The organism is Paraflavitalea sp. CAU 1676 (assembly GCF_029223285.1).
Lineage (GTDB): Bacteria > Bacteroidota > Bacteroidia > Chitinophagales > Chitinophagaceae > Paraflavitalea.
The window spans coordinates 754,339-767,574 of record NZ_JARHUJ010000005.1; the positions used below are offsets into that span (position 1 = coordinate 754,339).

Consider the following 13,236-nt stretch of genomic DNA (forward strand, 5'->3'; position numbering starts at 1 on the left):
ATCGCTTTCGGAGTGATGAATTAGTGATGTGTTACTTCAACGCATCGAGCACCGGCCTGCCGATCCATACCTGCGGTGGCGTAAGGCCCAGGAGTTTAGCCAGCGTAGCCGCCGTATCGAAGGTCATCACGCTGGTGGTAACTTCGTGATTAGCCTTGATGCCCGGTCCTTTAATGATCCAGGGTATCTGCATTTCCTGCATGCTGATGGAGCCATGGCCTTTGTTGATGCCGCCATGATCGGCCGTAAACAGCACCACCGTACGCTCTTCCATGCCTGCCTCTTTGATGGCCTGCAGTATTTGACCTACATAGGCGTCTGTGCGTTCAGCAGCAGCATAATATTCGGGGGTACTATGACCCACATGGTGACCTACGCTGTCGGCATCATGGAGGTGAATGAAGAGGAAATCAGGTTTCTTTTCTTTGATATAGGCAACGGCTGCTTTGGTAACGGCTATATCACCGTCAGCATTCAGGTCTTTATTCACAGCAGCTTTAGGAAAGAGATAATCGATACCATCCCACTCGTAGATAACGCCGATCTCGCTGGATGGTTTGGCTTTGCGCAACAGCGAATAGACCGTGGGGAACATGCCGTATTCATCCAGCACGCGGGCAGGCAGGTCGGGTTGCTTGCTGCCCCAGGTGGTATAGCCGTGCAACTCCGGACCAACCCCCATCACCATCGAGGCCCAGTTGGGCGCGCTGGATGACGGCAATACGGTGCGCGCCTGCAAGGTCCAGGACCCTGCCTCCATCATCTTTCGAAAATTGGGCAGTTGGGCTTTTTGAAAGGCATAGGCACCAAAGCCATCGCTGCCGATCAGGATTACATGTTTTACGTTCTTCTGGGCTGCCAGCGTAAACGGCAGCATAAACAATACTAAGAGCCTGGCAAGCTTCATAACTCAGTGTTTGTTGATTGAAACACTAAACTAGGACGTTTTCCTTAAAAGAAATAATATTTCCCTACAGTTAATTTATTTGCCGGGATCAGTAAATAAGTAGAGCACCAGCATCCGTACCACCGATTGAGAATTGTTGATGGGAACATGGGCGATATTGCCGTCGAAGAAAAGGGCATCCCCGGCACTCATCTGGAAGGTTTTGTCTTCCAGCTGGTACAGCAGGCTTCCGTCGAGTATGTAAATGAATTCGTAGGCCGAAGTGGTTACCAGCGATCGCTGCGAGCCGGGCTGCAGCGTCAGCAGGGAGATCTGGAATGCGCCGCCTTCGAAGTTGTATTCCAGTACCGATTGATATTGGAAACCTACCGCTCCCTCTTCTTTTTCATAGGGCGAAAAGCCGTCCTTGGGCAGAAAGAAGTAGCCGGGGAAATCATGCTCGATGCTCAACTGGGCGAAAAACGTTTCCGGTTTGATGTTGAGTTTCTGGATGATGGTGAACAGGGTGGGGATGGTGGGCACCATGCGGCCGTTCTCGATCTTCGACAACATGGCCGATTTAATACCGGTAAGGGTCGAAAGGTCCAGCAGTTTCAGGTCCTTTTCTTTCCGGTATTTCCGGATTAATCCGCCAATCTTATGGTATTCCAGTTGTCCCTGGTCAACAGGTTCCTGTTTCATGCCTGCAATTTAATAATTAGGTAAAGAGCAAAACCGGTAATTTTACTAAAAAGAAAAATAATTTCGTAAAAGGAAACATGGTAGCTCTATTTTTACAGCCCCGGCAAGTGCGTTCAGTGCCTGCCAACGGGCGGCAATATACCCGAAAAAATGATGCATAGTCCCCAAAACGATAGTAAGGAAACGGACAGCAGCTACAACCGGCTGCAGTGGAAGATGCTGCTGCTCACCATGTTCTGTTACCTGTTCTTCTATACTGGCCGGCACAATTTCGGATGGGCGGCCAAGCCCTTGGCGGCAGCCCTGCACATTTCTTATGAAAAGATCGGGTGGGTGAGCTTTGCGATGCTGATCGGTTATGCAGTGGGGCAACTCATCAACGGCAACCTGGCCGACCGCCTCAGTCCCCGGCACATGATCGCCACAGGTGGTTTACTGTCGGTATTGGCCAATGTGCTCATCAGTTTTGCCGGTTCCTTCGAAGTGATACTGGTGTTGTGGACACTCAATGGTTATTGTCAGTCCATGGCATGGGCATCTGGCAGTCGCATCATTTCCAACTGGTGGCCCGATCAGCGTCGGGGTGTGGCATTCGGCCTGTATACCATGGCGGCCGGTACGTCTTCGATCATTACTTATTTGTTCTCCATACTGCTGGTGCAGGAAAGCTGGCGCAATGTATTTCGCATACCGGTATTGTTCCTGGCCATAGCGGTCCTTATCTTTTTCTTGCTCGTACGCAACAAGCCTTCAGACCTTGGCATAAAGCGTGATGCAACGGCAGATGCCGTAAAGCCGCATTGGCGAGAAGCCTACAAAACCGTGCTCCGCAATAAACGGTTCCTGGTGGTATGCCTGGCGCTCGGTTTCCAAAGCATGGCCCGCTATGGGTTGATCTTCTGGGTACCTGTGTATTTTCTTAGCAAGGAGCAGACTGCGGGCGACGGCAATCTTTGGATCACCCTCCTGCTGCCAACGGGTATGGCCATAGGAGCGCTCTCGTTCGGTTTTATCAGCGACAGGCTGTTTAATGCCAACCGTATAAAGTCGATCGTATTGGGCATGACGATGTGCAGCATCGTCTCCTTACTACTCTATTTCTTCCACATAAGCAACGACATACTGGTAGGTCTGTTCGTGTTCTTTGCCGGATTCTTTGCTTATGGACCGCAGGCCAATTTCTGGCCGCTCTCGCCCGAATTGCTGGGGCAGGCATATGTAGGTACCGGTATCGGCATTATGAACATGTGCGCCTATATCTTTGCAGCATTGGGAGAGCCCTTGCTGGGCCGTTTGATAGACCGCACCGGCAGTCAGCGGGTCATCTTTCTCACGGTAGCCCTGATCGCCTTGTTGAGTGCGGTGACCATTCTGTTTACAGCCCTGTTTAAAATAGAACAGGGAGAAAATAAAACCATTGGATCTTTAAAATCGATAAATACGACCACATGATACGCATGGCAATTTTTGATATGGCTGGCACTACGGTGAACGAAGACAATCTCGTGTACAAGGCAGTGCGCCAGGCCATCAATGAAAAAGGATTTGATTTTACGCTGGAAGAAGTGCTTGCCGAAGGAGCCGGAAAGGAAAAACTGCAGGCCATAAAAAGTGTATTGACATTGAGAGAGGTGAACGACGACGTACTGGCCGAAGATATCTTCAAACGCTTCCTCGTTTTGCTCGATGAGGCCTACGCAACGCAACCTGTTACCGAACAGCCGAATGCTACCCGGTTGTTTCACACCTTACGGCAAAATGGAGTATTGGTAGTGATGAATACCGGCTACGATAGAAGAACTGCCGAATCACTGATCAAAAAGATAGGATGGGAGCAAGGGGTAGATTTCGACGCACTCGTTACTGCATCCGACGTAAAACACAACAGGCCACAGCCCGATATGATCCTCCTGGCGATGAAACAGCATGGCATTGAAGATCCGGCCGAAACGCTGAAGGTAGGTGACTCGATCATCGATATCGAAGAAGGCCGCAACGCCCGCTGCCACTTCTCCATTGGTATTACCACCGGTGCGCATACATTCGAACAGCTGGAATCGGCTGCGCCCGATTTTATCCTGCACAACCTGCAGGAGCTGCTGCCGATTGTAGAAGCAGTGAATGCAGGCGGTCACAGAGTGATCTAAAAATTGAGGGCTAAACCGCCGGAAATGCCAAACTGTAAGATGGAAGAATACGTGGCCACCCCCGCACCGGCACCACCAGTACCGAAATAAAGGGAGCCGCCGGCGCCCTGCGCTGCCGACATGATATGGACTTGGATCTTAATCCCCATTTTGGGCGAAGCATTGAAGAGCGCACCGCCCTTGATACCCCAGGCAAATTTGGTGGCATTGCCCGACGTATTGTTGTCTGGATTCTTAACATCAAAAATAGCAATGCCCAGCATACCGCCACCATAGGGTTGAACAGGGCCGCCCAGTTGCGCATACCGGTTGCCGCCCAGGAAGATCCAGCTGACGCCAACATCGAAATTGGTGAACTTGGTGCCGTTCAGGTAATAGGTCATGGGCGCTTCCGTATCTTGCCGGTAGTAAGATAATTCCAAGCCATACCCTTGCTGCAAAAGATATTCGGCGCCAATACCCCACAGAAAGCCGCCAGCAATCTTGCCATCGTAATAGCTGCTTGCGTCATAGTAAGAATCTACCCCGTCATCAAAAACATAACCCGCATAGGCATTGATCCTGAACTTGGAAGGTTGTGTTTTGGGAGTCGTCGGTTGCATTTGAGCGCCGACCTGCTGTATGAACAGCATGCATAATAAACCGATAATCAGTGTTCTCATGACAATGAATTGTTGTTGGTCTACGTAATAGGGATGGGAGCCTGCCAGGCTTCGTCTGCTGTAAGACACGGCCGCGGCGGCCTATCCTCCAATCCGGCGGCAGAATTTCAGGCTGTACAGGTTAAATGAAGGCTGGCCGCTAAAAAACAAAAGCGCCCGCCTGGTGAGGGGGCGCTTTTGAAATGTGGTAATCTTGGCCGCCGGGCTAAGCGGGCAGTACTATCATGACAAGTTATTGTACAGTAAGGTTTTCCTTTAAATGCAGATCGCGCGAAGAAGAACCAATCATGATGCGGAAATCGCCCGGTTCGATAACGGGCTTCAGGTCCTTGTCGAGCAGCTGCAGCATAGCTGGCGAAATGGTGAAGCTTACTTCCCGCGATTCGCCAGGCGCTAGTGTAATACGCTGAAAACCTTTCAGCTCCAGCACAGGCCGCGCCACCGATGCCAGCAGGTCCCTGAAGTATAGTTGCACTACTTCTTCACCCGCACGGCTGCCGGTATTTTTGATCGTGCAGCGCACAGTGGTCGATTCGCCGGCCGCAATACGCTGTTTATCCAGTTGCAGATTGCTGTAGGAAAAGCGGGTGTAACTGAGTCCATAACCAAACGGGAAAAGCGGTTGTCCGCTCAGGTTGTGGTAATCATCTCCGCGGCCGGTAGGTTTGTGGTTGTATACAAGCGGCAGTTGAGCCTCGTGTACGGGGAAGGTCACCGGCAACCGGCCGGCCGGATTGTAATCGCCAAACAATACATCGGCTACGGCATGGCCCCCTTCTTCACCGGGATACCAGACATCCACAATACCTTGCACTTTGTTCAACCAGTTACTCATCGTGATCGCGCTGCCCCCCACCAGTAATACGACTACCGGTTTACCCGTAGCCGCCACTGCTTTGATGAGTTCTTCCTGGTAACCGGGCAGTGATAAATAAGCACGGTCCTGGAACTCGCCCTCGTGAATGCCTGCTACAATGATGGCTACATCGGCCTGCTTCGCGGCAGCTACCGCAGCGGCGATCTTTTGCGCTTTGTCGTTCACAACGCCCACATTCCACAGCAGGCGTATATGTGCATTGCCGGCCGATTCATAAAACTCAACCCGCACAGCATATTGATGGCCTTTCAACAGCGAAACCGGTCGTGCGATCGTTTGATAAGTTTCTTTGTGCCAATTGTCGATCACCAGCTTGTTGTCGATATACAGGCGATACCCATCATTGCCCTCGAGCGCCACAGTATAGTGGCCGGTGGTGGGTGCCGTCAAAGTGCCCGTCCAGCGAACGGAATAATGATCGGTCTTGAAAGCAACTGTAGGTCCGTACAACGTCCAGTGAAAATCGATCGTAGCATCCTTGCGGGTGAGGGCAGGGGCGCCTTCCAGCGTGAGGTTATTGAAATACTCAGCCTTTAAGCCAGCCACTCCATCATGCTTAAGATATTGTTCCGGCACCACAGCATACTCCTCCTGCTTAAAGCTGGCGCCGGGTGCATAGAGCACTCTGATATCTTTACCGGCACGCACGCGGAGACCGTCCAGTATACTTATCTTTTTATTGCCCGGTCCGCTATAGCCGCCCAATCTGGCCGCTACAGCATCTTCTCCGATCAGCGCTATCGTTTTCACCTTGCTGGTAAGTGGCAGTACATTTTTATCATTTTTCAATAACACCATCGAAGCCTGCGCTGCCTTACGGGCGATCGCTTTGTGTGCAACACTATTGGCCCATTGCGCCGCCAACGATTCATCTACATAAGGTTGTTCAAAAAGGCCCAGTTCAAACTTGGCCCTTAGCACGCGTGCCACTGCTTCGTTGATCCGGTTGGTGTCGGCGCGCCCGTCGAGGAAAGGGGGGATGAATAATTTAAAGTGGTCGTAAGCGGTTTGAAAGATCACATCGAGCCCATTGTTGATGGCCTGCTTGCCGGCATCGGCATAATCAACCGCCGTATTGTGCAATACAACGCCGCCGCCTACGGCATTGGCATCGGAGATCACGAACCCTTTGAAGTTCCATTGCTGTTTCAGTTTGTGCTGCAGCAGCCAGGAGTTGGCCGAGCAGGCAATGCCATCCAGCGTATTGTAGGCCGTCATGATAGAGCGGGCGCCACCTCTTTCAATGGCTGCCTTAAAAGGAGGCAGGTATATTTCTTCCAGCAAACGTTCATTGAAATGAATAGGGTAACTATCTCGTCCGCCATCGCCCACATTGGCCACAAAATGTTTGGGAGTGGTAACGATGCCCATCCTTTCAAAGGGCGATACAAAAGAAACCCCCATTTCGGAACTGAGAAAAGGATCTTCCCCATACGTTTCTTCGGTACGTCCCCAGCGTACGTCGCTGGCGATGTTCACCACAGGGGTAAGTATTTGCCGTATGCCCCGTGCCTTGGTTTCGGTAGCAATAGCGGTCGATACCTGTTTCATCAGCGTCGTGTCCCAGGTGGCGGCAAGCGCAATAGCCTGCGGGAAGGCGGTGGCGCCATCGCGCACCAAACCGTGCAATGCTTCATCGAACGCGATGATGGGAATGCCGAGCCGCGAACTATCGACAAAGTAACGTTGTATGCGGTTGATCTTTTTGGCGAGTGTAAGTGCATTCTCTCCGGTACCATACCTCAATAATTGGCCACCGGCATCGCCCTGCGCTGCCGCGCTAACCTGGAAGCCGAAGATGCCGGCACGGTATTGCTGGGGCGCTGTAGGAGAGAGAGCGCCGGGAATCATGAACAACTGCCAGAACTTTTCTTCGGGCGTCATGCGCGATAACAGGTCTTTGACTCTCGTGTCGATGGATTGACGGGCATCTTTGTAAGGAGGTGCCACCTGTGCATGGGCAACAAAGCCGGTGATCACCAGCAGGGGCAGTATAGTTCGTTTCAACATAGCCCCGTAAATATATTACAGTTTGCAGGAATGCAACACGGAAACCGTTGTATTTAGAATGCTTCATTCAAGCCGAAGAAGATGCCGGAAGCGCCATAGCGGCCACGCCCAATGTCGGCGCTCATAGCAGAACGTGTTTGTTTTTGGAACATGATACGTAAACCAACGCCGGCCCCAGGCTCCCAGTACTCAAAGAGTTTGCGCTCGTGCCCATTGTTCGCCGTCTGCCAGTTGAGGAACACCACGCCGCTGATAAACTTGTTTCGGGTGATGGGATATCGATATTCGGTTTCGAAGTAGAAAAAGGAGGGACCCTTAAACCGGCCGAGCGTGTAGGCCCGCCCCAGGCGGTTGTAAGTATCGCCGGCTGTATAAGGCAATGCGAGGTAAGGTACTTCGCCGCTGAGTGTGTACACTGCCCAGTTCCAGATGGCCAGCACATGTTCGGGATTGCGTTTGCTGAGTGACCAGTATTTCCGGAAATCGAGCATCAGCTGGAAAGAGTTTTTGGTGCTGCCCAGCCAGGTCTGGTTAAGTCGCGCAATAAGGTCGGCATAAATGCCTCCGTACGATCGTATGGGGTGTTCGCGTGTATTGTATTGCAAAGCCAGCAATAGGCCATTCATAGCGTATTTTTCGGTGCTGAAGTCTCTGGTGAGGCTGTACACTTCGTGCGGTGTGTGCCGTCCGGATTCCTTTTTTTCGTCTTTGATATTGTTGAACATATCAAACCATAATCCACCACCGGCATACCAGTGCGGGGCGATGTTGCGGTACACTTTTTCCTGTAGGCGGATATAGGTGTATTTAATGGGAAAGGCACTATCGGAATTGGTGACGGGATATTGGTTGATACCAAATCCATCCGTGCGGTAGTCGCTGCTGCCCGTGCCTACCCCATAATCGATCATAGCAAACTTCGATAACTGCCAATCTCCCTGCAGGTTCCATTGGTTGTCTTTGAGGAGCAGGTTGTGCCTCGCCTTCAGCATCGTGATATCTTTGGTGCCGTAAAAAAACTCCAGACCGAATACCGAAAAGCCGGTAGTGGCCGGATCTCCCAATTGGCGGCCACCGGAAACTTTGGCGCCAAGTATAAATCCGAAACTGGGATTATAACCAATGGCTGGAAGTACTACAGCACCCGGTTCTTTTTTTGGTACGTGGGTTGTCTTCGGCTTGAATATCTTACGAAAAACATCGCCGATATCCACCTCGGGAACAGTATCACGTGCCTGCCCGGCAGCATGATTACACAGGGCTGTAAGTAACAGCATTAGCAGCGGGCGCCGAATGCATGGCATTGATAGATTCTTAAAATGAAGATGGGTCATGACTGTTGTTGCTTGGTGAAACGAGCGGGGGAAAATGATTCAGTCAGACGAAAACGTGGCAGCTGCTTCCCGTAACTGGCGAAGCGACAGGAAATTCACTCCAAAAGTCACACTTATTCCAGTAGCAGGGCCTCCGGGTTTGCCCGGAAATATAAATGGGGGCATTGAGCCGTTAACGAAAGCTAACCGTTAAATAGGGGATAGCCCGTTAAATAGGTGAAGTGGCTGTACTGCAGCGAGCTGTTAAACGATCACCAGCTTCTTCCCTTTGTAATCCTGCAGCGCTGCATCATCGGGTGGTAATTCGGTAACGAGATAATCGATCTCCGACAGGTCGGCGATCTTCATTTGCATGGAAGAGTTGAGTTTTTCTGCAATGGTGAGCACTGCCACTTTATCGGCTGCTTTGATCATCGCCTTCTTCACCTGGATGGTCTCCCAGTCGGAGTCGGTGAGGCCATTGTGCACATCGATGGCATTTATTCCTACGATGCAAAGGTCGGCGCGGATATTGGCGAGATAAGCAAATACTTCACCACTTACCGTCATTTGGCTATAGGCAGAGATCTGTCCCCCGATCATGATGGTTTTGATCAGTGGCTTGTCGAGCAATTCTACCGCGGTGAGCGGATTGACCGTAAGGAAAGTAGCCCGTAACGTAGCTGGTATCTTTTTTACAAACTCGCGGATGGTAGTACCGCCGCCGATCAGCACGATCATGTCATCCCTCAGCAAACCCAGGGTCTTTTCGGCAATAACGTGTTTGTTGTTGAGCGAGTAGGTCTTGGAGTCGTCTCCGATATGATAAGCGGCTGACATAGCCCCTCCCTTGATGCGGATCACCAGTCCTTCCTCAGCCAGTTCATTCACATCCCGGCGGATGGTATCTTCCGAAACATCGATCAGTTTTACCAGGTCGGCATACATCAAACGGGTGTGTATGTTCACCTGTTTAATGATGAGTTGCTTCCGTTCTTTTTTCTGCAGGGCGATGGGGGCCGGCAGTGGTGGCTGGTTGTCTGACATAATTGCGCGGGTTTGCAATTTTTGCAATGTTACAACAAATACCCGAACACGATCGGTCTAATTTTGCCCCCAAATACCTCCGAACAGCAGTTTCCTGTTAATAATCAACCGATAACACCTTCCCGATCATCCGCCAGCCCGCTTCCCCTTACCGCTTTCCTGGGTAGCTCTCCAGCGCTTCAGCCCAAGGCCACGGCCCCTGCGCCAAGCTAAATAACCTGACTATAAACCCTCCTTTTGCCAGCGATACCCGCCATCTCCAGCCGGGAATCCTCCATTTTCCCAACCTATCCAATTTTCCTGGTCCTGCTAAAGCGATTGAGCGCATTATTTGCAACCTTGACAACTAATTTCTGCGAATTATTTGCAGTATTTGAATAATTTGCAGTAGGTTTACTTGCTTTTTGCAATTTATAACGCTCTCCAATAACTAACGCTCATGAAGAAGATCCCATCAACGAGGCTATGGTTGCTATACCTGGCCTTATTCCTGGCTACCGCCCTGTCGGGCCTCGGCCAATCCACCGGTAACCCCACTGCCATTACTGGTACCGTTAAAAGTGGTAACGATCCCGTGCCGGGCGCTACCATCGCCCTCGCCGGCAACCGGAAAGTAATGACCACCACCGACAACGCCGGCTTTTTCTCCCTGAAACTCCCCGCCGCCAACACTGGCAACCTGCAGCTGATCGTTAGCTCCATCGGCTTTGCCAGTCGTACGGTAGTGTTGGGAGCCGCTCAATCATCTATCGAAATCGTGCTGCTGAAAGACAGCGGCTCTGTATTGTCCGATGTAGTAGTAACGGCACTCGGCATCCGCAAATCCAGGAAGGCAGTAACCTATGCCATGTCGGAAGTGAACGGCAGCGAATTTACCCAGGCGCGCGAAAACAACGTGGCCAATGCCTTAACAGGCCGCATCGCCGGCGTCAACGCAACCGGTCTCTCTACCGGACCCGGTGGCTCCAGCCGCGTAGTGATCCGTGGTAATGGTTCACTCACCGGAAACAGTCAGCCCCTCTACGTGATCAACGGTATGCCCATCGACAACAGCGTACCCGGCGGCAGCGGCACGCCCAACGGCAATACCATCCGCAACAGTACCGACCGCGGCGATGGCATCGGCGCCATCAACCCCGATGATATAGAATCCATGACCGTATTGAAAGGTGGCGCAGCCGCCGCGCTTTACGGCTCACGCGGTGCCAACGGCGTAATCCTTATTACTACCAAAAAAGGTAGGGCGCAAAAAGGTATCGGCGTTGAATACAACGGAACACTCACCCTCGAAGATGTAGCCGTGTTTCCCGACTACCAGTACGAATATGGCCAGGGCGATAATGGTGTAAAGCCAACAACGCTCGCACAGGCACAGGCAACCGGTCGCCGCTCGTTCGGTGCAAAGATCGACGGCTCCACCGACTACATGGCTGCCGATGGTAAAACGCATCCTTATAGCGCGCAGAAAGACAACCTGAAGAATTTCTACAATACAGGCTCTACGTTTACCAACACCGTAGCCATGTCGGGCGGTAACGAGAACGTGGTGTATAGGATGTCCTTGTCCGACCTCAATGCCAAAAGCATCCTGCCCGGTAATAAATACAACCGCAAGACAGCCAATTTCAATATCTCGGCCAAACTGAGTGATAAGCTCCGCTTTGAATCCGTTATCCAGTACAATCTCGAAAAAGGCACCAACCGCCCCATCGCAGGCGATGCACTCGGCAATCCCAACTGGACGCCCTACGAAGTGGCCAACACGGTCGACATCCGCTGGCTCGATCCCGGCTACGATGCCAATGGCAACGAGATCGTGTGGAACGACGCGGGAATTGTGACCAACAGCTATTTCGTAACAAAGAAGTTCAAGCAAACGGATACCAAGAACCGCTTCATCGGTCAGGCTGCTGTTTCTTACGATATCCTGAAGAACCTGACCGTGAAAGGAACCGTAACGCGCGACTTCTACAATTACAACTTCACCAGCATCGTTCCAACCGGTACGCAATACTGGCCCAATGGTCAGTACGATGGCATCAAGTCCGATGTGTCCGAAACCAACAGCATGCTGACGGCTACGTACAAAGGCAATGTGGCCAATGCACTGGGCTTTACCATACTGGCAGGTGGGAATACGCGCCGCTACAAGCAGGATGAGTTGACGCTTGCGGGTCGCGATTTCACGACGCCTTATTTCTACAGCTTCTCCAATCTTTCTACCTCGTCTACCGTACCGGTCGCTGCCGATGTAAAGACCAACTCGGTATTCGCTTCGGTCGATCTCGATTATAAGAATGTATTGTTCCTTACCGCTTCCGGCCGGCAGGACTGGTTCTCGACCCTGAGCCCTGCCAACAACAGCATCTTCTATCCCAGTGTGGGTACCAGCTTTATCCTGTCGGATGTGCTGAATATGCCTGCTGTGGTAGATCTCGTCAAGCTGCGTGCCTCCTGGGCACAGGTGGGCGGCGGCGGTCCCGATCCCTACGCCATCAACCTCGCTTACAGCAGCGTACCCAGCTCCAGCTCGGTGCCTTTGCAGAATGTAAGCTCTACGTCCATCACCAATGCTTCGTTAAAACCTTTCACTTCAACTACCATTGAAGTAGGGTTGAATACACAACTCTTTGGCGGACGCCTGGGGCTGGATGTAGCCTTGTACGATCGCAAGTCTTCCGACGATATCGTGAGTGTACCCATCTCTACGGCAGCCGGCTATACCAATGCCATCCTCAATTCGGGTGAGCTCAGTAACAAGGGCATAGAACTGTTGCTGGATTTTACACCCATCAAGCGGAAAGACTTCACCTGGAACAGCAGCTTCAATTTTGCCTACAACAAAAGCGAAGTGTTGAAACTCGCCGATGGCATCAGCACCTTCTCGGTCGGTAATTCGGTAAATGGTAATGCCTTTATCAATAACCAGGTAGGTAGTACGTATGGCGCTATCTACGGATTCCGCAAACTGCGCGATGCAAACGGCAATATCATCTATGATCCCAATTCCAACCTGCCCCTGCAAACGGACATCAACCAGGAGTTGGGTAAAGGAGTACCACCGTTAACCATGGGATTCTCCAACACCTTCCGGTATAAGAACTTCTCGCTCGATGTACTGGTAGATGGCAAGTTCGGCAACAGCATCTTCTCGGTGATGGAAGTATATGCCACCCGCCTGGGGTTGATGAAGACCACCCTTGCTGGCCGCGAGAATGGATTGTTGCTGGAAGGCGTAACCAAGGCTGGCGCCAAGTATAGCTATACCGTACCGGTGGCCAATCTGCGTGCTGCTTATTACAATAACCTAAACCGTTATACCGAGTTGTTTGTACACGATGCCAGCTTCGTGAAGCTGCGCCAGGTGATCCTCTCGTACAAGCTGCCCGATAGCTTCCTGAAGAAGCTCGGCGTACAGTCATCGACGATCTCCCTCGTGGGGCGCAACCTGCTGATCCTGTACAAGGAGACCGATAATTTCGATCCGGAGCAAAGCCTCACCAATGGCGCTGCACAAGGCATCGAGTCAATCGGATTGCCCCGTACCCGCTCTTATGGTGTTAACCTGCAACTCAAATTTTAACCACTCAAA

At 51.7% G+C, this 13,236-nt stretch carries 9 protein-coding genes; 3 read left to right on the forward strand and 6 right to left on the reverse strand.

Features of this window, described 5'->3' with window-relative positions:
* Positions 1-31: 31 nt before the first annotated feature.
* Together P2H89_RS19475 and P2H89_RS19480 are read right to left on the reverse strand one after the other, a co-directional pair.
* Complete coding sequence (locus P2H89_RS19475) at positions 32-907, reverse strand: alkaline phosphatase (RefSeq protein ID WP_275829931.1); 876 nt, start codon at positions 905-907, stop codon at positions 32-34.
* A 75-nt stretch (positions 908-982) separates the two neighbouring features.
* Entirely contained in the window at positions 983-1,588 is a 606-nt protein-coding gene (locus P2H89_RS19480) for an XRE family transcriptional regulator (RefSeq protein WP_275829933.1), read from the reverse strand.
* Between the two features lie 150 nt (positions 1,589-1,738).
* Between P2H89_RS19480 and P2H89_RS19485 the strand changes: the two genes are divergently transcribed.
* Together P2H89_RS19485 and P2H89_RS19490 are read left to right on the forward strand one after the other, a co-directional pair.
* Positions 1,739-3,040 (forward strand): MFS transporter, encoded by a 1,302-nt coding sequence (locus P2H89_RS19485; RefSeq protein WP_275829935.1) that lies wholly within the window; start codon positions 1,739-1,741, stop codon positions 3,038-3,040.
* Complete coding sequence (locus tag P2H89_RS19490; protein WP_275829937.1) at positions 3,037-3,735, forward strand: phosphonatase-like hydrolase; 699 nt, start codon at positions 3,037-3,039, stop codon at positions 3,733-3,735. Before P2H89_RS19485 ends, P2H89_RS19490 begins: the two co-directional genes overlap by 4 nt.
* Here the strand turns inward: P2H89_RS19490 and P2H89_RS19495 are convergent.
* The 4 genes from P2H89_RS19495 to P2H89_RS19510 form a co-directional block, all read right to left on the reverse strand.
* Positions 3,732-4,397: a hypothetical protein gene (locus tag P2H89_RS19495; RefSeq protein WP_275829939.1), complete on the reverse strand. Its 666-nt coding sequence runs from the start codon at positions 4,395-4,397 to the stop codon at positions 3,732-3,734. The two genes, P2H89_RS19490 and P2H89_RS19495, sit on opposite strands and share 4 nt — an antisense overlap.
* A 232-nt stretch (positions 4,398-4,629) precedes the next feature.
* Entirely contained in the window at positions 4,630-7,284 is a 2,655-nt protein-coding gene (locus P2H89_RS19500) for a beta-glucosidase (RefSeq protein WP_275829941.1), read from the reverse strand.
* 53 nt (positions 7,285-7,337) lie between these two features.
* The gene (locus P2H89_RS19505; RefSeq protein ID WP_275829943.1) at positions 7,338-8,588 is read right to left on the reverse strand and encodes a BamA/TamA family outer membrane protein; all 1,251 of its coding nucleotides are present in this window, start codon (positions 8,586-8,588) and stop codon (positions 7,338-7,340) included.
* Positions 8,589-8,861: 273 nt separating this feature from the next.
* Positions 8,862-9,644, reverse strand: coding sequence for a DeoR/GlpR family DNA-binding transcription regulator (locus P2H89_RS19510; protein WP_275829945.1), 783 nt, complete (start codon positions 9,642-9,644; stop codon positions 8,862-8,864).
* Between the two features lie 439 nt (positions 9,645-10,083).
* On the opposite strand from P2H89_RS19510, the gene P2H89_RS19515 reads away from it, so the two are divergent.
* Positions 10,084-13,227 carry a SusC/RagA family TonB-linked outer membrane protein gene (locus tag P2H89_RS19515; protein WP_275829946.1) on the forward strand — a complete coding sequence of 1,048 codons (3,144 nt, stop codon included), beginning with the start codon at positions 10,084-10,086 and terminating at the stop codon, positions 13,225-13,227.
* Positions 13,228-13,236: the final 9 nt, after the last annotated feature.

What these genes read in the sequence shown, in the direction of transcription:
- P2H89_RS19475 (WP_275829931.1), bottom strand. Translation starts at nt 907, where the DNA reads ATGAAGCTTGCCAGGCTCTTAGTATTGTTTATGCTGCCGTTTACGCTG.
- P2H89_RS19480 (WP_275829933.1), bottom strand. Translation starts at nt 1,588, where the DNA reads ATGAAACAGGAACCTGTTGACCAGGGACAACTGGAATACCATAAGATT.
- P2H89_RS19485 (WP_275829935.1), top strand. Translation starts at nt 1,739, where the DNA reads ATGATGCATAGTCCCCAAAACGATAGTAAGGAAACGGACAGCAGCTAC.
- P2H89_RS19490 (WP_275829937.1), top strand. Translation starts at nt 3,037, where the DNA reads ATGATACGCATGGCAATTTTTGATATGGCTGGCACTACGGTGAACGAA.
- P2H89_RS19495 (WP_275829939.1), bottom strand. Translation starts at nt 4,397, where the DNA reads ATGAGAACACTGATTATCGGTTTATTATGCATGCTGTTCATACAGCAG.
- P2H89_RS19500 (WP_275829941.1), bottom strand. Translation starts at nt 7,284, where the DNA reads ATGTTGAAACGAACTATACTGCCCCTGCTGGTGATCACCGGCTTTGTT.
- P2H89_RS19505 (WP_275829943.1), bottom strand. Translation starts at nt 8,588, where the DNA reads ATGCCATGCATTCGGCGCCCGCTGCTAATGCTGTTACTTACAGCCCTG.
- P2H89_RS19510 (WP_275829945.1), bottom strand. Translation starts at nt 9,644, where the DNA reads ATGTCAGACAACCAGCCACCACTGCCGGCCCCCATCGCCCTGCAGAAA.
- P2H89_RS19515 (WP_275829946.1), top strand. Translation starts at nt 10,084, where the DNA reads ATGAAGAAGATCCCATCAACGAGGCTATGGTTGCTATACCTGGCCTTA.